Origin of the sequence: Ornithinimicrobium murale (assembly GCF_003352835.1) — a bacterium.
In the GTDB taxonomy this organism is placed as follows: Bacteria; Actinomycetota; Actinomycetes; order Actinomycetales; family Dermatophilaceae; genus Ornithinicoccus; species Ornithinicoccus muralis.
This window is the reverse complement of the sequence record NZ_QLVD01000015.1, coordinates 112,180-130,502: the sequence shown is the minus strand read 5'-3', so window position 1 is coordinate 130,502 and position 18,323 is coordinate 112,180. Positions and strand designations below refer to the sequence as shown.

Annotated in this window: 16 protein-coding genes and 1 pseudogene; 4 read left to right on the top strand and 13 right to left on the bottom strand. The window is 69.3% G+C overall.

Going from position 1 to position 18,323, the window contains the following annotated elements:
* The first annotated feature begins 119 nt into the window (after nt 1-119).
* Nucleotides 120-527 carry a hypothetical protein gene (locus DPQ65_RS05615; protein ID WP_202863021.1) on the top strand — a complete coding sequence of 136 codons (408 nt, stop codon included), beginning with the start codon at nt 120-122 and terminating at the stop codon, nt 525-527.
* Nucleotides 528-615: 88 nt separating this feature from the next.
* On the opposite strand, the pseudogene arc reads toward DPQ65_RS05615, so the two are convergent.
* The 3 genes and pseudogenes from arc to DPQ65_RS05600 all read right to left on the bottom strand — a co-directional run bounded on the left by arc (nt 616) and on the right by DPQ65_RS05600 (nt 4,535).
* Nucleotides 616-2,386, bottom strand: a pseudogene (arc, locus tag DPQ65_RS05610) (proteasome ATPase).
* Nucleotides 2,317-3,426 (bottom strand): tRNA (adenine-N1)-methyltransferase, encoded by a 1,110-nt coding sequence (locus DPQ65_RS05605; RefSeq protein ID WP_114906394.1) that lies wholly within the window; start codon nt 3,424-3,426, stop codon nt 2,317-2,319. Before DPQ65_RS05605 ends, arc begins: the two are co-directional and overlap by 70 nt.
* 11 nt (nt 3,427-3,437) lie before the next feature.
* Nucleotides 3,438-4,535, bottom strand: a complete 1,098-nt coding sequence (locus DPQ65_RS05600; RefSeq protein ID WP_114906393.1) for a site-2 protease family protein — start codon at nt 4,533-4,535, stop codon at nt 3,438-3,440.
* A 178-nt stretch (nt 4,536-4,713) separates the two neighbouring features.
* On the opposite strand from DPQ65_RS05600, the gene DPQ65_RS05595 reads away from it, so the two are divergent.
* Entirely contained in the window at nt 4,714-5,700 is a 987-nt protein-coding gene (locus DPQ65_RS05595; RefSeq protein ID WP_114906392.1) for a RecB family exonuclease, read from the top strand.
* Nucleotides 5,701-5,750: 50 nt separating this feature from the next.
* Here DPQ65_RS05595 and DPQ65_RS05590 read toward each other — a convergent pair whose 3' ends face one another.
* A complete protein-coding gene (locus DPQ65_RS05590) occupies nt 5,751-6,458 on the bottom strand; it encodes an HAD family hydrolase (RefSeq protein ID WP_238146699.1) in 708 nt (235 codons plus the stop codon).
* 134 nt (nt 6,459-6,592) lie between these two features.
* On the opposite strand from DPQ65_RS05590, the gene DPQ65_RS05585 reads away from it, so the two are divergent.
* Nucleotides 6,593-7,444: a PAC2 family protein gene (locus DPQ65_RS05585; RefSeq protein ID WP_114906391.1), complete on the top strand. Its 852-nt coding sequence runs from the start codon at nt 6,593-6,595 to the stop codon at nt 7,442-7,444.
* Here DPQ65_RS05585 and DPQ65_RS05580 read toward each other — a convergent pair.
* From DPQ65_RS05580 to DPQ65_RS05550, 7 genes are all read right to left on the bottom strand, one after another.
* Nucleotides 7,429-8,562 carry a glycosyltransferase family 4 protein gene (locus DPQ65_RS05580; protein ID WP_272947638.1) on the bottom strand — a complete coding sequence of 378 codons (1,134 nt, stop codon included), beginning with the start codon at nt 8,560-8,562 and terminating at the stop codon, nt 7,429-7,431. The genes DPQ65_RS05585 and DPQ65_RS05580 overlap by 16 nt on opposite strands.
* Before the next feature lie 22 nt (nt 8,563-8,584).
* Nucleotides 8,585-9,832 (bottom strand): cysteine--1-D-myo-inosityl 2-amino-2-deoxy-alpha-D-glucopyranoside ligase, encoded by a 1,248-nt coding sequence (gene mshC, locus DPQ65_RS05575; protein ID WP_114906466.1) that lies wholly within the window; start codon nt 9,830-9,832, stop codon nt 8,585-8,587.
* A gap of 187 nt (nt 9,833-10,019) precedes the next feature.
* Complete coding sequence (locus DPQ65_RS05570) at nt 10,020-10,805, bottom strand: SCO1664 family protein (RefSeq protein WP_202863020.1); 786 nt, start codon at nt 10,803-10,805, stop codon at nt 10,020-10,022.
* Between the two features lie 39 nt (nt 10,806-10,844).
* A complete protein-coding gene (locus DPQ65_RS05565) occupies nt 10,845-11,387 on the bottom strand; it encodes a DUF3090 domain-containing protein (RefSeq protein ID WP_114906388.1) in 543 nt (180 codons plus the stop codon).
* Nucleotides 11,388-11,397: 10 nt separating this feature from the next.
* Entirely contained in the window at nt 11,398-12,144 is a 747-nt protein-coding gene (locus DPQ65_RS05560) for an MSMEG_4193 family putative phosphomutase (protein WP_114906387.1), read from the bottom strand.
* Nucleotides 12,144-13,193 (bottom strand): LLM class F420-dependent oxidoreductase, encoded by a 1,050-nt coding sequence (locus DPQ65_RS05555; protein WP_114906386.1) that lies wholly within the window; start codon nt 13,191-13,193, stop codon nt 12,144-12,146. The genes DPQ65_RS05560 and DPQ65_RS05555 overlap by 1 nt, the downstream gene beginning before the upstream one ends.
* A gap of 3 nt (nt 13,194-13,196) precedes the next feature.
* Nucleotides 13,197-13,598, bottom strand: a complete 402-nt coding sequence (locus DPQ65_RS05550; RefSeq protein WP_114906385.1) for a hypothetical protein — start codon at nt 13,596-13,598, stop codon at nt 13,197-13,199.
* Between the two features lie 133 nt (nt 13,599-13,731).
* On the opposite strand from DPQ65_RS05550, the gene DPQ65_RS05545 reads away from it, so the two are divergent.
* A complete protein-coding gene (locus DPQ65_RS05545; RefSeq protein ID WP_114906384.1) occupies nt 13,732-13,917 on the top strand; it encodes a DUF5703 family protein in 186 nt (61 codons plus the stop codon).
* A gap of 105 nt (nt 13,918-14,022) precedes the next feature.
* On the opposite strand, the gene DPQ65_RS05540 is transcribed toward DPQ65_RS05545, so the two are convergent.
* Together DPQ65_RS05540 and DPQ65_RS05535 are read right to left on the bottom strand one after the other, a co-directional pair.
* Nucleotides 14,023-16,710 (bottom strand): HNH endonuclease signature motif containing protein, encoded by a 2,688-nt coding sequence (locus tag DPQ65_RS05540; protein ID WP_162802027.1) that lies wholly within the window; start codon nt 16,708-16,710, stop codon nt 14,023-14,025.
* Nucleotides 16,711-16,931: 221 nt separating this feature from the next.
* Nucleotides 16,932-18,272, bottom strand: a complete 1,341-nt coding sequence (locus DPQ65_RS05535; RefSeq protein WP_114906382.1) for a M20/M25/M40 family metallo-hydrolase — start codon at nt 18,270-18,272, stop codon at nt 16,932-16,934.
* Nucleotides 18,273-18,323: the final 51 nt, after the last annotated feature.

Here is an 18,323-nt window from a genome sequence, read left to right as displayed (position 1 = left end):
TCCGGGACTCGTACCACCCCGGTGCGGGACTCTCCCGCCCTCGCCCTGGCGCGGGCACGGATCCGATTCGTGCCCGCGTCAGGGCCCCGAACACTCTGACGACCGTTAGGCTGACACCGATGGCCACCCAGACCAGACCCGTGCGCACCCGGCGCCGCAAGCTGCCCGGCCAGTGGCGGCTGCTGGGAGCCAGCGCGATGATCCTGATCGGCGCCTTCCTGCCCTGGATCTATACGTCGTTGGGCAATCTGACCGGGATGGGCGGACCCGGCCGGTGGACCGCCACCGTGGGCATGCTGGCCCTGGCCGGAGCCCTCGTCCCGATCCGGTGGCTAGCCATCGCCCAGGCGGCGCTGACCGCCGCCGTGTGCGTGGCGATCCCGGTCTGGCAGTTCGTCCACCTCTTCGGCCTGGTCGGCATGACCGGGTGGACTCCCGGCCCTGGCCTGGTGCTCACGGCCGGTGGCGGTGTCCTCGCGGGCGTCGCGGCCTGGCAGCTCTGGAACCTGGAGCAGGTCAAGGCCTGACGGGCAGCTGCCCACCTCAGGGACTGGCTGCCCAGAGGGATTGCCCGGCCGCAGGGGTGGTGCACGGGCTCAGTGGTACTAGCCGGCCTCAGAGGTACTGGCCGGTGTTGCCGCGCTCCAGGCTGCGCCCCGGGGTCGTGCCGTCCTTGCCGGAGATGAGGGTCCGGATGTAGACGATCCGCTCGCCCTTCTTGCCAGAGATCCGCGCCCAGTCGTCCGGGTTGGTCGTGTTGGGCAGGTCCTCGTTCTCCTTGAACTCATCGACGCACGCCTGCAGCAGGTGGTCGACGCGGAGACCGTGCGACCCGGACACCAGGAGGTCCTTGATGGCCATCTTCTTGGCCCGGTCCACGATGTTGTGGATCATCGCCCCGGAGTTGAAGTCCTTGAAGTAGAGAACCTCCTTGTCCCCTCCGGCGTAGGTGACCTCGAGGAACTTGTTCTCATCGATCTGGGTGTACATCCGCTCCACCACGGCGGCGATCATGGCCTGCACGGTGGCCTCCCGGTCGCCGCCGTGCTCGCCCAGGTCGTCCGGGTGCAGTGGGATGCCGGAGGTCAGGTACTTGCTGAAGATGTCCATGGCACCCTCGGCATCCGGACGCTCGATCTTGATCTTCACGTCGAGCCGACCCGGGCGCAGGATCGCAGGGTCGATCATGTCCTCCCGGTTGGAGGCGCCGATCACCACGACGTTGTCGAGGCGCTCCACCCCGTCGATCTCCGCCAGCAGCTGCGGCACGATCGTGGTCTCCACGTCACTGGAGACACCGGACCCGCGGGTCCGGAAGAGTGACTCCATCTCGTCGAAGAAGACCACGACGGGGGTGCCCTCGCTGGACTTCTCCCGGGCACGCTGGAAGATCGTCCGGATGTGTCGCTCGGTCTCCCCGACATACTTGTTGAGCAGCTCGGGACCCTTGATGTTCAGGAAGTAGCTGCTGACGTCCTGCTGCCCGGTGCGCGCGGCAGACTGTCGGGCCAGGCTGGCCGCGACGGCCTTGGCGATCAGCGTCTTCCCGCAACCCGGCGGGCCATAGAGCAGCACGCCCTTGGGCGGCCGCAGCTCGTGCTCCTCGTAGAGCTCGGTGTGCAGGAAGGGCAGCTCGACGGAGTCCTTGATCATCTCGATCTGCTTGGTGAGGCCACCGATGTCCTCGTAGGAGATGTCGGGCACCTCCTCCAGGACCAGGTCACTGACCTCGGACATGGCGATCCGCTCGTAGACGAAGCTGGACCTGCCGTCCATGAGTAGCCCGTCCCCCACCCGGTAGGGCGGCTGCAGGGAGCCAGCCACACGGCATACCCGCTCCTCATCGCCCCGGACCAGGACGAGGATGCGTCCGTCCTCCAGGATCTCCTTGATGGTGACGACCTCGCCGATGCGCTCGTAGTCCGCGATCCCGATGATCGTCTGGGCCTCGTTGAGCAGCACCTCCCGACCGGGTTGGAGCTCCTCGACCGACACGTCGGAGACGGCGCGGACCTGGATCTTGCGGCCTGCGAACGACACCTCGACGTTGCCGTCCTGGAGTCGCTGCAGCACCGTCGCATAGCTCAGGGGCGGCTCACCCATCGAGTCCAGGTCCTCGCGGAGGCGGACGATCTGGGCACGCGCCTGTCGGAGGGTGTCGCTGAGCTTGTCGTTCTGGCCCGTGACGCTGCCGAGGCGCGTCTCCAGGTGCAGGATGCGCTGCTCGAGCAGACGGACACGGGCGTGCCCGGCGACGGCGGGACGGTCCTGGGACTCTTCGGACACTTCGGCTCCTCGCAGTGGTGTCATTCCAGCCTAGACGTCGTCGCCCCGATCGTCGTCCTCCTGTGCGGCACGGCTTGGTGACGGGGCGGCGGAGCCCGATGGACCGGGCGTCTGTTCCGCCGCGGTGACGCGCTCGACGTCCTGGGTGATGCCACGCAGGGTCCTGCGCACGCGCTTGTCGGAGATGACCCGTTCGCCGACGTCCTCGGGGGTCCACTCCTCCTCTGGCGGTGTGTAGTCCTCACCGTAGGCACCGTGGGCCGGGCGGGTGCGGCGCACCGGGGCCGTGGTGTCGGGTGCGAGCCGCCGGGTGGTGAGCAGGAAGCCGGTGTGCCCGTGCATCCGGTGCTCCGGACGCACCGAGAGGCCCTCCAGGTGCCACCCACGGACCATGGACTCCCAGGCCTGTGGCTCCGTCCAGCCGCCGTCGGCGCGGGCTGCCTCGGCCACACGGGACAGTTGGGTCGCGGTGGCGACATAGCAGATCAGCACCCCGCCCGGGGCCAGTGCCTCCCCGACCACGTCCAGGCAGTCCCAGGGCGCCAGCATGTCCAGCACCACCCGGTCGATGGTGCCCGGCTCGACGGTCTGGGGCAGTGCCTCGACCAGGTCCCCGACGGTGATCGTCCAGGCGGGGTGGTCGGCGCCGAAGAAGATCCGGGCGTTGCCGCGGGCGATCTCGGCGAAGTCCTCGCGGCGCTCGAAGCTGAACAGTTGACCTCCGTCGCCCACCGCCCGCAGCAGGGACAGGCTCAGGGCTCCGGAACCGACGCCGGCCTCAACCACCCGGGCACCCGGGAAGATGTCGGCCATCGTCACGATCTGGCCGGCATCCTTGGGATAGACGACCTGGGCTCCCCTGGGCATCGACAGCACATAGTCCGAGAGGAGCGGTCGGAGCGCGAGATACTCCGCGCCCGAGCTGTGCGGGATCACCGACCCGTCCGGCGACCCGATGAGGTCGTCGTGCTTGATGTGGCCGCGGTGGGTGTGGAACTGCTTGCCGGCCTCCAGCGCGATGGTGTGCATGCGACCGCGGGCGTCGGTCAGCTGCACCCGGTCACCCACCTGGAACGGACCGCGGCGCTGCTGGGCACCGGTCGGGTCGGCGGGTTGGGGGGCGGGCTGGGTGTCAGTCACAGGCGCCGAGTCTAGAGGTCGCTGGCCCGGATCACGCCGTGGACGTGACCGCTCGGGTCTCGGACCGCGACGAGGGGCAACCGGTCGCTCTGGATCGCGATCACCACCTCGGTCATGTCGTCATCCGGGGCACCGGCGACCACCCAGGCCGGCGGCAGGTGCTGCAGCACGGCGCTCACGGGCGTGGTCGGCCAGGCCTCGCGGGGCACGGTGCCGAGCGCGGCAGGATCCAGCACCCCGACGGGTTGGCCCGCTGGGTCGGTCCCCACGACCAGCTGGCCCACCGGCGGAGGCAACTGTGTCAGCGGCCCGTCGGCTGGGACGGTCACCACGGGTGTGAGGTAGTCGTGCACGCGCACCGACTCCAGGCGCTGCCTCGCCTGGCCCACCTTGATCGCGTCGCTGGCGCCGAACCAGAGGAAGCCACCCAGGATCGCCAGCCAGAGCACGCTGGTCAGCTGAAACTCCTGGCCGCTCATCCAGGGGCGACCGATGAGCCACCACGCGACCGCCACCACAACCAGCCGTCCGCTCCAGCCCGCCACGATCATGCCGAGCGCGCGGCTGCCGGTCAGTTTCCAGACCAACGAGTCGACCAGGAAGCCACCATCCAGCGGCAGGCCGGGCAACAGGTTGAACGCGGCCACGAAGGCGTTGGCCCAGGTGAAGCCGGCCGCCAGCATGAAGGCGATGGTCCCGGTGTGGGTCTGCTGCAACCACAGCCACCCCACCCCGGCCAGCGCGGCGTTGGCCAGGGGCCCGGAGATGGCGACCAGGGCGCTGCGCCCGGGGGTGCTGTCCCGGCTGTCGTATGCCGTGTGGCCGCCCCAGAAGTCGGCGACCACCCTGCTGACCTGGTATCCACAGGCCTGGCCCACCAGGGCGTGCGCGGCCTCGTGGACCAGGACGGAGACCAGGAGCAGGATCGCGAAGGCCCCCGCCACCACGTAGGCCGAGGCCCCGAGGTCGGGCAGGACGTTCCGGACCACCGGGCCGAACAGCACGATGATGACCCCAGCGACCAGGAACCAGCTGCGACCGATGTAGACGGGTGCGCCGGCGAGTCGGCCGATGCGCCACCCGGGCGCCTTGGTCGAGGGCGCTGTCATGCGGCAACACTATCTGCGACGGCGCCCCGCTCCGCACCGGTCCGCCGTGCCTGCTCCGGACCGGTGCGGAGTGGCGGACCCGACGACGTGCCAGTTGCCCAGTGCACACGACGTGGTCGAGCGGGAGGTTGTGGACGGCAGCAGGCACCTGTCAGAGGCATTGCCTAGGGTTCGTGACATGACGCCAGCACTGTCGCCCAGCCGGGCATCGGACTTCATGCAGTGCCCCCTGCTCTATCGCTTCCGCGTGGTGGACCGCCTGCCGGAGCCCCCGAGTGCCGCTGCTGCCCGGGGCACCCTGGTCCATGCCGCCCTGGAGCGGGTCTTCGACCTCCCCGCGGCGGAGCGCACCCCGGAGGCGACGATCGCGCTCCTGCCGGAGCAGTGGGCGCGCCTCGTCGAGGAGGAGCCCGAGTTGGCGTCCCTGGTCGCCGCGGGCGTGCCGGTCCCCGACGTCGCCGCGGGCGTGCCGGTCCCCGACGTCGCCGAGGGCGTGCCGGTCTCCGACGTCGCCGCGGGCGTGCCGGTCCCCGACCCGACGGCGCCCGCCCAGGGTGCCGACGCCGAGCCACCCCTCCCGGACGAGGCCGCCTGGTTCGCTGAGGCGGCTGGCTTTGTGCGCACCTGGTTCACCCTGGAGGACCCCACGCGGCTGGAGCCCGCCGAGCGCGAGCTCTATGTCGAGGCCGAGGTGGACGGCCTCACGATGCGCGGCTATGTCGACCGACTCGACGTGGCTCCGGACGGGCGGCTCCGCGTGGTCGACTACAAGACCGGTCGGTCGCCGTCCGAGCTGTGGGAGGGCAAGGCCCTCTTCCAGATGAAGTTCTACGCCCTGGTGCTGTGGCGCACCCGTGGGGTGATCCCGACCCTGCTCCAGCTGGTCTATCTGCGGGACGGCCAGATCCTGCGGTACTCCCCCGACGAGCAGGAGCTGCTGGCGACGGAGCGCAAGATCAGGGCGCTGTGGACGGCCATTGAGAGGGCCGCCGACACCGGCGACTGGCGCCCGAGGCGCAACCGGCTGTGCGACTGGTGCCACCACAAGCCGATCTGCCCAGCCTGGGGCGGCACACCACCGCCGTTGCCGGCCGATGCTGAGCAGCGTGCCGTGGACCCGCGAGCGACGGGTCAGGCAGACCCGGCCGATGATGCTGCAGAGTGACGCGACGGGCTGACCGGGGCCTGATCATCGGCAGGGGCTAGCCCTGCCGCCTATCCGGTGTGCTCGCGCAACGGCTGGGTCAGGGCGATCAGGTCCTCCAGCCGTCGCTGGTCCAGGCCCGGCACGGTCACCATGCCCGGCATCTCCGGGATGGGCACCACGTGCGGCACCGCGATGGTGGGAACTCCTGCAGCGGTCGCCGAACGCACCCCGGTCGGTGAGTCCTCCACGGCGATACAGTTCGCAGGGTCCACGCCCAGCAACTCGGCGGCCAGGAGGTAGGGATCGGGCGAGGGCTTGCCGTGCGTGACCTGGTCGCCGGTCACCACCGCCGCGAAGATCCCGCCGGGGAGGTTCTCCAGCAGCACATCCGCCAGTGGTGCCCACGACATCGTGACCAACGCATTGGGCACGCCCAGGCGAGCACACTCCTCGAGGAGCTCGCGCGCTCCCGGGCGCCACGGCATACTCTCCCGGGTCCTGGCGACCACCCCGCCGAGGAGGATCTCCACGATCTCCTCTGGTGAGCCGGTGACCGGGGTGCGGGCCAGGATGATCTCTGCTGACCGCAGCAGACTGTTGCCGACCAGATCCAGGGCGTCCTCGTGGGTCCAGGTGCCGCCTGCCCGCGCGATCAGCTCGCGCTCCTCGGCCATCCAGTACGGCTCGGTGTCGATGAGGGTGCCGTCCATATCCCAGAGCACGGCGGCGGGCAGGGTCGGCTCACTGGTCACGCGGGTCGACGGCTCACGGGTCACGCGCTCGATGCTAGTCATCTGGCCGGCCACGACCAGCCTCCGGGGTGGCGCCCATGCTCGGTGAGGACCACGTGCGCGGGTTTTCGGCCCGGGCCTCGTAGTCTGACTCAGACCTGTTGAAGCGGAGGCTGATCATGATCGATGTGCGCGACGTGCCGGAACTGAACGACCCAATCGTCATCGCGGCCTTTGAGGGCTGGAACGACGCCGGCGAGAGCGCCACGCAGGCGGTGGAGCACCTGGTGCGCGTCTGGGACGCCGAGGTGATGGCCGTCATGGATCCCGAGGACTACTACGACTTCCAGGTGAACCGCCCGCGCGTCAGCATGGTCGACGGTCGGCGCCAACTGACCTGGCCGACCACCCGGGTGTTTCTGGCGCGCGACACCCCGCTGGGTCGGGACGTGATCCTGGTGCTCGGCATCGAGCCGTCCATCCGCTGGCGCAGTTACGTCGCCGAGATCCTGTCGTTGGCCGTGGATCACGAGGTGACCCTGTTGATCACCCTCGGTGCCCTGCTCGCCGACGTCCCGCACAGCCGGCCGATCCCGGTCTCGGTCACCTCGGAGGACCCGGACCTGCGTGAGGCGCACGACGTCGAGCGCAGCACCTACGAGGGGCCGAGTGGCATTGTGGGCGTGCTGATGGACCAGGCTCGCCAGTCCGAGCTGCCTGGCCTGTCGGTGTGGGCGGCCGTCCCCCACTACGCGGGCGGCCCGCCCTCGCCCAAGGCCACCCTGGCCCTGGTCAGCCGGTTGGAGGAGCTCCTCGGGTGCGTGATCGACGAGGGTGACCTGACGGAGGAGTCCCGGGCCTGGGAACACGGCGTGGACGAGCTCGCGTCCTCTGATGAGGAGGTCGCAGAGTACGTCGAGTCCCTGGAGGAGGCGCAGGACACCGCAGACCTGCCCGAGGCCAGCGGGGACGCCATCGCGAGGGAGTTCGAGAAGTACCTGCGGCGCCGGGGCGGTCACGAAGCCGGCTGATCGGCCTCTCCGTCGAGCAGACTCCGCAGCCGGGCCCCCAGGAGGTCCCAGTTCCAGCTGGTCCGCACCCACTCGCGGCCCGCTGCACCCATCCGTGCTGCCAGGTCGCGGTCGGACAGGATCGTCACGACGGCCTCCACCAGCTCCCCGATCTGCCGGCCGTTGACCACCAGCCCGGTCTCGCCCTGGAGCACGGTCTCCGGGGCCCCGCCCGAGGTCCCCGCGATGACCGGGACGCCGGCGGCTGCGGCCTCCAGGTAGACCACGCCCAACCCCTCGACGTCGAGGCCACCGCCGCGTGTGCGGCACGGCATCGCGAACAGGTCGGGCATGGCGTAGTGCCCCGCGATCTCCTCCGGGGCGACCCGACCGGTGAACAGGACGTCATCGCCGACACCGTCCTGGTCCACGAGCGCCCGCAGCCGCTTCTCGTAGCGGCCCTCCCCGGCGATCACGAGGACAGCGCCCGGGACCTGCGCACGGATGGTGGGCATGGCCCGGATCAGGCTGTCCGCGCCCTTGCGCGGGACCAGCCGGGACAGACACAGCACCACCGGTCGCTCGCCCAGGCCATAGCGTGCCCGCAGCGCAGCCCGGGCGCTGGGGTCCGGTCGGAAGACATCACTCTCCACGCCTGACGGCAGCGGCGCAGTGGTGCCGGCACGGTTGAAGGCGCCCGCCAGACGGCCCCGGGTGTAGTCACTGACGTAGGTCATCACGTCGGCTCCGGCAGCGATCCGGCCCAGCAGCTGGCGCGTCCCGGGTGACATCCACCAGCCGACCTCGTGACCGTGCGTGGAGGCGATCACCCGCTGGGCGCCTGCCTGACGCAGCCTCGGGGCCATCAGCCCAAGGGGCGCGGCGGCTCCGAACCAGACGGTCTCGATCTGGTGCGTCCGCACGAGGTCGGCCGCCTCCCGGACCACGTCGGGGGTCGGCGTCATCATCGTGTGACGAGAACGGATCACCTCATAGGGCTGTTCGGCGTCGAAGGCGGCCGTGTCGGCCCGTGGGTAGCTGGACGTGAAGACCGTCAGGTCCTCCGGCGGCAAGGTCGCCGCGAAGTTGTGCAGATAGCTCTGGATGCCACCGTGGCGGGGGGGAAAGTCATTGGTCACTAACAGGGTGCGGCGCACGGCATCACAGACTGACGCCCAGCAGGGCATCGATCGCCGCGACGACCGTGGGCCGGTGGCCCGGCGCACCGCTGCGCACCCACTCGTCGACCGCACGGATCGCCGCCGGCGCATTCAGGTCCTGCGCCAGGGCGGCCCTGATCTCCGCCACGACGGAGGGCACCTCACCGGCGTCGCCGTCCGGTTGGTCCGCAGCCACGGCAGCACGCCAGGAAGCCAGCCGGTCCACAGCCTGCTCGAGGATCTGGTCGGTCCACTCCCACGGCTCGCGGTAGTGCTGACCGAGCAGGGCCAGACGGATCGCCATCGGGTCGACCCCGGAGCGACGCAGCGCCGAGACCAGCACCAGGTTGCCCTTGGACTTGCTCATCTTCTCGCCGTCCAGACCGACCATGGCCTGGTGGACATAGGTCCGGGCGAACGGCTGGCCGGTCAGTGCCTGCGACTGGACCGCGCTCATCTCGTGGTGCGGGAAGATCAGGTCGGTTCCGCCACCCTGCATGGTGAAGCTCTCGCCCAGGTAGCGCAGCGCGATCGTTGTGCACTCGATGTGCCAGCCCGGGCGTCCGTCCCCCAGTTCCGCTCCGTGCCAGTGGGGTTCACCCTCCCGGTGGGCGCGCCACAGCAGGGGGTCGAGAGGGTCGCGCTTGCCCTCCCGGTCGGGGTCTCCGCCGCGCTCGGCGAAGACCTCGAACATCTGGTCCCGGCTCCAGCCGGAGACGCTCCCGAAACTCGGCTGGGTGGCCAGGTCGAGGTACACGTCCTGCAGGTCCGCCTCCTCGTTCGAGACGGGCACCGTGTATGCCGTGTCAGTCGCCAGCAGCTGTCGGACGGCCGTGACGTCATCCGGAATGCCCTCGACGGCGCCGACATAGTGCTGCGGCGCAATGACGTGCAGCGCCTCCATGTCCTCACGGAAGAGGTCGATCTGCTCCTCGGCGAGGTCCTGCCAGGGGACCCCGTCACGCTCGGCACGCTCGAGCAGGGGTTCATCCACGTCGGTGACGTTCTGGACGTAGGTGACCTCCAGGCCGGCATCCCGCCACACCCGGACGACGAGGTCGAAGGTGACATAGGTCGCGGCGTGGCCCATGTGGGTCGCGTCGTAGGGGGTGATGCCGCAGACGTAGAGACCCGCTTCGCCGTTCTCGGGATGCACCACCTGCTTGGTGCCCGTCGCGGTGTCCTGGATCCGGAGCGGGCCTCCGTGGCCGGCGATATCTGGCACGGGGGCGCTGTTCCACGTCTTCACGTCTGGGAGCCTAATGCGTGACGGTGGCGTCACCTCATCAGAGGTGCGCTCACTGACGAGGAGCACCTCACCCGAGGTGTCCACCCCGCACGAAGAGCACCTCACCCGAGGTGTCCACCCCGCACGAAGAGCACCTCACCCGAGGTGTCCACCCCGCACGAAGAGCGCCTCACCCGAGTCCACCGCCTCACCACAAGGGCGAGGGCAGTGGGTAGCGGTCGACCGGCAGTTCCGGGAACACCAGTGTGGTCAGCAGGCTCTCCACCCGGTACTTCAGCGCGTCCAGCTCCTCGGGGCTGATCAACTCGCTGATCGTCGCCACCGACTGGTTGGCGTGCCCTCCCCCGAGCGCCTCACGCAGGTGCTGTAACCGCTCGACGTCAGCATCTGGCAGGGACGCGCCGGCCCATCCCCACAGGATGGTGCGCAACTTCTCGTCAGCGTGGAGCGTCAGCCCGTGGTCGAAACCCCACAGGTGCCCGTCAGCGTCGCGCACCAGATGCGCTCCCTTGCGGTCGGCATTGTTGAGGACCACGTCGAGCACGGCCATCGACGCCAGGTCAGGCGCATCCTGATGGGCGACCACCACCGGTTGGCCGTCGGTGTCCTCGCCGTGCACGACGGGCAACCAACCGGCAGGCACCTCGGTCGCTCGAAAGACCTCCAGCAGGCCATCCCCGGGCTGCCTGCCGGTGGCCTCCCAGTCGATCCAGCGCTGCACTGACCCGCGTCCAAACGGTCCTTCGCTCATGAATGTGTGGGGGATCAGGTCCCACCCGCCCACGACGCTGACCAGATAGGCGGCCACCTCGCGCCGCCCGAGCGTGCCGGCCGGGAAGTCCCGCAAGGGTGCCTCGCCCCGGATCGGCTTGTAGAGACCACGCGTGCCGGTGGGGTGTCCGTCAGGTGATCGAAAGATCACCCGCGCCGTCAGGTTGGAGGCGTCCGTGAGCACTCCCTCCACCTCGAACACTTCCGGGGATCCTGGCTCCGTGCTCAAGAGCGGTGCCCGCTAACGCCGGTAGCCATTCGCACGGGGGCAAATGTGTCCACCCGGGTCCAGTGGTTGTCCGCAGAAGGGACAGTTGGGCCGACCGCCCTCGACAGCCGTGGCACACCGTTGCGCGAACGCGCGGGCCATGGGTGGCGTGAGGACCACGCGGATGCTCGCCAGGAGCGCGACCTCGGCCTGGTCGCTGACCTCATCCTCGAGCTCCTCGGGGTCGGCCGCCTCGTGAGCCTCCACCACGACGCGCCGACGGGCAGGCTCCCAGGCCAGGCTGAGGCTCTGCACCCTGAAGTCGTCCTCGATGGGCGTGTCCAGCGGTGCGTTATCCGTCATGCCGGCCGCAGCCTCCGGGGCACCGTCGAACCCTGCCACCTGGTCGAGAAGGTCGGCCAACCGCTCCCCCAGAACCTTCACCTGCTCCTTCTCCAGCGAGACGGTCATCCGGCGACCTGAGCCGGAGACCTGCAGGAAGAAGGTTCGCTGGCCGGGGGGCCCGACCGACGCGGCGATGAACCGCTCCGGAGGATCGAACTCGTGCTGAGGCATGTCTTTGACCCTAATCGCTGCCGGCGCCACCACCGACAGCCGCGTCGCCGGATCCATTCTCCGGCCCGCTCGCGGCGTCGGTGAGTGCCTTGGACAGTCCCGTGAGGTCGACGGGGTCCGAGCCGGTGTCGTTGACCCGCAACACGAACGGGCGATCGGCGGCACGGTGCACGATGGTGACCGAGGCAGGGTCGATCACGATGCGCTGGAAACGATCCAGCGGGCTGGCGAAGGCGTCCGCAACGAGGCTCTTGATCACATCTCCGTGGCTCACCGCGACCCAGACGGCGCCCGGCCCGTGCTCCGCCTCGATGCGCGCATCCCGGGCCTCGATGGCCGCGACCGCACGCTGCTGCATGCCCACCATGGACTCTGACTCATAGTCGTCGTGCGGCGGGAAGGTCACCGTGCTCGGGTGATCCTGGATGTCCCGCCAGAGCGGCTCCTGCGCCAGCTCCTTGATGGGGCGACCGGTCCAGGCCCCGTAGCGGCACTCCCCCAACCCCTCGTCCGTGAGGAACGTTGAGCCGGCTGGGCTGTGCCGTTGGGCGCTGACGATGGCCTCAGCTGTTTGCTGGCAACGTTCCAGGGGGCTGGTGACCACGGTGGCCAGTGGTGTGGCAGCGAGTCGCTGCCCGACCCGGGCCACCTGCTCAGTTCCCCTGTCGTCCAACAGGATCCCGGGCATACGGCCAGCGAGAATGCCGTCGGCATTGGCCGTGGTGCGGCCGTGCCGCACCAGGATCACAATGGCCATCAGTCGAGGATGCCTGCCTGCTCGGCGGCGGCGACGCCGGTCTCCAGTGCCGAGATCCGTTCCTCCACAGTCTTGCCGCTCGGCGACAAGGTGACTGTCGACATACCGGCTTCCGCATAGCGAGTGAGGCGCTCGGCGATCCGGTCCTTGGGGCCCAGCAGGCTGGTGTCGTCGATGAACTGCTCGGGGACGGCCGCGGCCGCCTCGCGGTACTGACCGCCCAGGTAGAGGTCCTGGACGGTTCCGGCAGCCTCCTCGTAGCCCATCCGGATGGCCAGGGCGTTGTAGAAGTTCTGGTTGCGCGACCCCATCCCTCCGACATAGAGGGCCGCATAGGGACGCACGGTGTCTGCCGCGACCGAGACGTCCTCATGGACACTGAGTGGGACGGCCGCGTCCAGCGCGAAGTCCCGGTCGGGGTCAGTGGACCGGGCCAGGCCCGTGCGGATCGAGGCCACCTGTTCACCGGTGAACTCCGGACTGAGGAAGATGCCCAGCCAGCCGTCGGCAATCTCGCCGGCCAGCTCGAGGTTCTTGGGCCCCACGGCGGCCAGGTAGATCGGCACCGAGTGCTCTGAGGGGGCCGCCGTGCTGCGCAGTGGTTTGCCGGCACCTCCGGGCAGCGGGAGGTCGAAGTGGTCTCCGTGGAACTCAACCTTCTGGCGGTCGAGCGCCATCCGCACGATCTCGATGTACTCGCGGGTGCGCGCTAGGGGCTTGGCGAAGGGCACACCGTGCCACCCTTCGGAGACCTGCGGGCCGCTGACGCCGAGTCCGAGGTTGAACCGGCCACCAGACAGTGAACGGAGCCCTGCGGCGGTCATCGCAGTCATGGCCGGGGTTCGGCCGGGGATCTGCAGCACGCCGGCTCCGAGGCGAATCCGCGTGGTGCGTGCCCCGATCCAGGACAGGACGGTGACCGCATCGACGCCATAGGCCTCTGCTGCCCAGACGACATGCACACCGAGCTCCTCGGCTCGCTGCACCAGGGCAAGGTTCTCCTCGTCGCGGCCGGTCCCCCACCAACCAGCGCTGATTCCGAGTTTCACGCCTCAGGCCCGCCCATCTCCGCGGTCGTCTTCGTCAAAGTCGTCGCCATCTGCATCGTCCTCATCGTCGTCCGCGTCCCCGTCATCGTCGTCTACGTCGTACTCCTCGTCATCCAACCCCACGTAACCGCGAGGGGCGCCGGCAGGGTCGTCGAAGTCGTCATCCTCGTCAAGGACCGACTCATCGTCGAGGTCGTCGTCCTCGTCGGAGTAGACATCGAGCGGAGTGACCTCACCGTAGGCGTCCAGCAGGGCGTCGTCGTAGGCGACGAACGCGTCGGCAACCTTGTTGTAGGCGGTCACGACAGCAGGGTCGTTCTCACCCCGACGCACAGCAGACAGTTCCAGGTGGGTCTCCAGTGCAGCGACAAAGGTGGACAGCGCGGCCCGCGGGTCTGATGTCATGGCACGACGGTAGCGAACTTCGCGGTGCGCCGCCCTGGGATTCGGTGCATGTTCGCGCCCGATCCGTTCCGCCCGATGGGCTCGCCGCGCAAAGAGTTGATTTCTGCAGCCGTGCTGCGCAGTATCTGTCTCGATGGCTGAGTACGAGTACCAGATGCTGACCTTCGGTCGTGATGAGTCCCGCGCTGCTGTCCGGCAGGCCCTAGCCGACCAGGCTGAGTACGGCCACTGGGAGCTGTGGCGAGTCAGCCTCTACCTCGGTGGGGTCCGGAAGGCGATCCTGCGCCGCCGCATCATCCGCGTGCAGCGCACCGCCTGACAGCTCACGCCCTGCGGTACTCCTGCAGCGGGAAGCAGTCTCCTCTCCCGAGCGCTTTCGGGTGCCGTGGGCCGTATGCCGGATGGCTGGCTTGAGGAGTCGTCCCTAGAAGGGTGGTGGGGCGTCGGGGTCGTGGGTCCAGAGGGTGGTGGGTCGGTCGTCGTCGTTGTCACCGTGGCTGGAGTTGTTGTTGCTGGTGTCGGCGTCGCTGGTGGTGTTGGTCGCTGGCTCGTCGGCCTCTTCGGCGGCGGTGTCGGTGCTGTGACGGATCCGGTCGGCTTCGGCGCGGGTGGTGTCGGGGTGGGGGTGGTAGGTGCGTCGGCCGGTTTCTGGGGTGTGGGTGAGGGTGACTTGGTCCCAGCCGGTGAAGGTGTCGTCCCAGTCGTGGTCGTCGTCGGTTTCCAGGGTCGCGGTGGGTGGCCGGTAGGACAGGGCCTGGTAGATCGCGGCGTCGATCGCCGCGCCCGGGTCGACACCGGCAGCGACCGCGTTGTTGATCTGGTCGGTGGCCGCGGTCAGCAGCCGGGTGTACTGGTTGTAGTCGTGGGTCTTGGTGGTGTAGATCCGCCCGAGCAGGGATGTCCAGGTGACGTCGCGGTTGGCGTGCAGGATCGCGTCCCAGTGTTTCTTGGTTTTCAGGTCGTGGTGCGGGGCGTCCAGGGGTTGGCCGTTGCGGATGCAGGTGTGTCCGCCGGGGGTGCCGTGTTCTTGGACGTGGTCGAGTTGGGCCAGGGTGGCGGGGCGTAGGCAGCCGGGGGCGCGGCAGAAGACGTCGGCGGCGATGATGTGGGCGCGCATGGTCGTGTCGAACCGGTAGGCGGTGGTGGAGCGTTCGATCAGGGCCCCGGTGGCCGGGTCGGTCAGCAGTCGGTACATCGTCGAGCCCGGTGTCAACGCCAACGTCCGGACCTCATCAGCAGCCAGGAACAGCGAATGTTTGCCGATGACCTCACCGACCCCCACCTCACCACCCGGACCGGGACAGTCCAGTCCTCGCGGCGGACGGTCTTCTCCCGGTGGCAGGCAGTCTTCACCTGCCCGGCCTGCGGGAGCAGGCCTGGTGGTGGCGCCGCAGGTGCAGGCGCACGTGCACGAGGCCTCACGGGTGGCGTCCTCGGTCGTGGGCTGGGGAGCGAAGGCGGCGGGGATGGGTTTGCCTTCGGCGTCGAGGGGTGTCAGGCCGGTGGGGGTGGTGCCTAGGAGGGTGGTGAGGGGGATGATGACGTTGAGTTCGGCGGTGGGCAGGGCGTGCAGGATCTTGGTGAGTTGCCCGGTCTGTTCGGTGGTGATCAGGGCGGGGTCCTGGGGCAGGTCGGTGAGGTCGGCGGTGCCGTGGAGCAGCAGGGTCAGGGCGGTGGCGACGCGGAGTTCGCGCAGGGTCCTGGGGTCGCCGGCGGCGCGGGCGGTGCGGGCGGCGTGTTCGATGCGGTCGGTGATCGCGGCGCCCTGGGTGGCGGTGCATCCGATCATCAGGGCCCCGGTGCCGTGTTCGTCCAGGGTCAACCGGAGGTCGTTGGCGGCGAGGTTGGCTTCTCTGGTGCGTTTGGTGGTCTCGGGGTCGCGGTCGGTGATTTTGCGGACTTCTCGGTCTAGTGCCCGGTAGAACTCCTGGTGGTACCAGGGGCCGCTGGTCCAGTCCCCGGTCGAGTCAACCCGCTCGGTCACGGCCAGGGTTGGGTCGTCACCGAAGAGCCCGGTTGCGAGGGCGGCGGCGTCCTGGGTGGTCAGGGGTCCGGCTTGGCGGTGGTAGCGGCGGGCTAGCCGCCAGGTGCTTTCCCCGCGGGCCAGGGAGCCCAGCACCGGGGACAACACGGCCGTGGGGGTGTTGGCCAGGGCCACCAGGTCGGCGATCTCGCCGGGGACCCACCCGATCGCGGCGGCGAGTTCGGCGCGGGTCACGCGCTTGGCGCGGGCCCGCCACTTCTCCCGTTGACCACGCGTGAGGTCTTCCGGGCAGGCCGCGCCCTTATCGGCCAGGAGGAGGTGGCCGTGGGTCGCGGTCAGCTCCCGGGCCGCGACCAGGACCAACCCTTCGAGCTGGGCCGTGGCCGTGGTGAGGGTCTCAATCGACCCGAGGAGGGCCTGGCCCTGGGCCACGACCGAGGGCGCGGCCAACCCACCACCAGAAGCGGTGCCCACCGTCGCGCACGCCTGCACCAGATCGGTGAGGTTCTCCACCATGCCCTCGCCCACCCCGAACTCGTCCAACACCGACCGCAACCGATCCACCGGAGCCTGGTCCTCGCGTTCGGCGTGGTCCCCGCTGCCGGGACTGGACTGGCCAGTGGCATTAGTGCCGTCGGCGGTGGTGTCGGCGGTCAGGCCACCCGCGTCGGTCCCGGCGCCCATTGCGGCGGCCTCACCCGCGAGGGAGTCGGAGTGGGCGAAGCCATGGTGATCACCGGCGGTGTCGAGGATGCTCTCGTCCAGGACCACCTCGTCGGCTGACTCCGGCGACCACCGGGCCGGCGACCCCTGTGCCGGCGACCACTTGGCCTGAGACCAGGAATCTGTCCGGGGCCGTGTCGTGGACGAGTCCATGTAGACCGAGACTCGCGGCAGGTAGCCATCGATCGGGAGATCCTCGAACAGCGACGGGTCCAGCTCGAACCACGGCTCCACCCCCGTGGCCAGACTCACATTGCAATCCATCGCCGAGCCATCCGCAGAATCGCGACCCGCCGAGCGGCGATCAGATGCGTGGCGGCCCAGGGTGCCCTCGAGGGCCTGCTTGGCCAGCTCCCGCCCCAGCAGATCCTCCAGGCGTGTCCCCAGCACCTCACGTCCTCGCACAACCAACACCCCCTCTGCGCCTACCCCATCGTGGATCGCTTCGTGACCTCACATTAGCACATATGTACGACATCCGCAAGAGTTATTGCTGGATGTGGATGAGCCAGCCGAGGAATTGGCGAACCAGTGCCGGGAGGCGACCATTCGGCATACCCCAAATCTGACACAGGGCACCGACACTGACCGTGGCCCGCGACGTGAGGCGCGCGGACCAGCAAGCCCTAGCAGTCCTCGATCAACCGCTGCAGCACGCGGGTGCCGAAGCTCAGTGCATCCACCGGCACGCGCTCGTCGATGCCGTGGAACATTCCCACGAAGTCCAGGTCCGGGGGCAGCATGAGCGGCGCGAAGCCATAGCCCTCGATCCCCAACCGGGAGAGGTGCTTGTTGTCCGTGCCGCCGGACAGGCAGTAGGGCAGGACGTGCGCACCAGGATCCTCCTTAAGCAGTGCGCGCTTCATCGACTCGACCAGCTCTCCGCTGGTGGATGCCTCGAGTGCGACATCCTTGTGCAGGATCTCCACCTCGACAAACTCTCCCGCCAACTCACGGATCGTGTCCATCAACTCGTCCTCGTGCCCTGGCAGGAAGCGGCAGTCCAGCGAGGCGGAGGCCGTCTGGGGGATCACGTTGTGCTTGTAGCCCGAGTCGAGCATGGTGAAGTTCGAGGTGTCTCGCAGCGTCCCCTCGACGAAGCCTCGCGCGCCACCGAGGCGGGCCAGGATCGACTCTGCGTCCTCCTCGTCCCAGGTGGCACCGGTGATGCCCGCGATCCCGTCGAAGAGCTCCCGGACGGAGGCGATATAGGTCCGGGGCCACGGGTGCGCACTGATCCGGTTGATGGCGCCGGCGAGGCGCACCAGAGCGTTCTCCTGGTTCGGCACCGACCCGTGCCCGGCGCGACCGTGCGCGTGGAGGCGCAGCCAGGCGATGCCCTTCTCTGCCGTCTGCAACATATAGGCGCGCTCGGGAGCCCCAGTCGCCTTGCCGTCCAGGGTGATAGAGAAGCCCCCGACCTCGGAGATCGCCTCGGTGCACCCCTCGTACCACTCCGGGTGCTGCTCGACGACGTGACCGGCACCCTTGACCCCACCAGCCTCCTCGTCAGCGAAGAAGGCCCACACGATGTCACGTGGCGGCTGCTGACCGGTGCGCGCCATGTGTCGAATGTTCGCGAGCAGCATCGCGTCCATGTCCTTCATGTCGACCGCACCGCGCCCCCAGATGCAGCCGTCCTTCTCCTCCGCGGCGAACGGGTCCACCTGCCAGTCCTCGGCCGCGGCCGGCACCACATCGGTGTGCCCGTGCAGGACCAGCCCGGGGCGGCTGGAGTCGCGCCCGGGGGTGCGCACCACCACGCTGGCCCGCCCCGGGTCGGACTCGGTGAGCTGAGGGTCGAGGCCGACCTCCGTCAGCTTCTCCATGATGTATTCAGCGGCCACTCGCTCTCCGGGGCCGCTCCCGTCGCCGTAGTTGCTGGTGTCGATCCGGATCAGGTCCTTGCACAGCTGGACGACCTCGTCCTGGGCCGACGGGACAGTGCTCGCGTCTGAGGTGGTCATGCACTGACGCTATCGCGCGGAGCGGGCGCTCGTCAGGCCGGCCGGGCCCGT

Coding starts and splice junctions, on each gene's coding strand:
- DPQ65_RS05535 (WP_114906382.1), bottom strand. CDS start 18,272: ATGACCACCTCAGACGCGAGCACTGTCCCGTCGGCCCAGGACGAGGTC.
- DPQ65_RS05615 (WP_202863021.1), top strand. CDS start 120: ATGGCCACCCAGACCAGACCCGTGCGCACCCGGCGCCGCAAGCTGCCC.
- DPQ65_RS05595 (WP_114906392.1), top strand. CDS start 4,714: ATGACGCCAGCACTGTCGCCCAGCCGGGCATCGGACTTCATGCAGTGC.
- DPQ65_RS05585 (WP_114906391.1), top strand. CDS start 6,593: ATGATCGATGTGCGCGACGTGCCGGAACTGAACGACCCAATCGTCATC.
- DPQ65_RS05600 (WP_114906393.1), bottom strand. CDS start 4,535: ATGACAGCGCCCTCGACCAAGGCGCCCGGGTGGCGCATCGGCCGACTC.
- DPQ65_RS05565 (WP_114906388.1), bottom strand. CDS start 11,387: ATGCCTCAGCACGAGTTCGATCCTCCGGAGCGGTTCATCGCCGCGTCG.
- DPQ65_RS05545 (WP_114906384.1), top strand. CDS start 13,732: ATGGCTGAGTACGAGTACCAGATGCTGACCTTCGGTCGTGATGAGTCC.
- DPQ65_RS05560 (WP_114906387.1), bottom strand. CDS start 12,144: ATGGCCATTGTGATCCTGGTGCGGCACGGCCGCACCACGGCCAATGCC.
- DPQ65_RS05550 (WP_114906385.1), bottom strand. CDS start 13,598: ATGACATCAGACCCGCGGGCCGCGCTGTCCACCTTTGTCGCTGCACTG.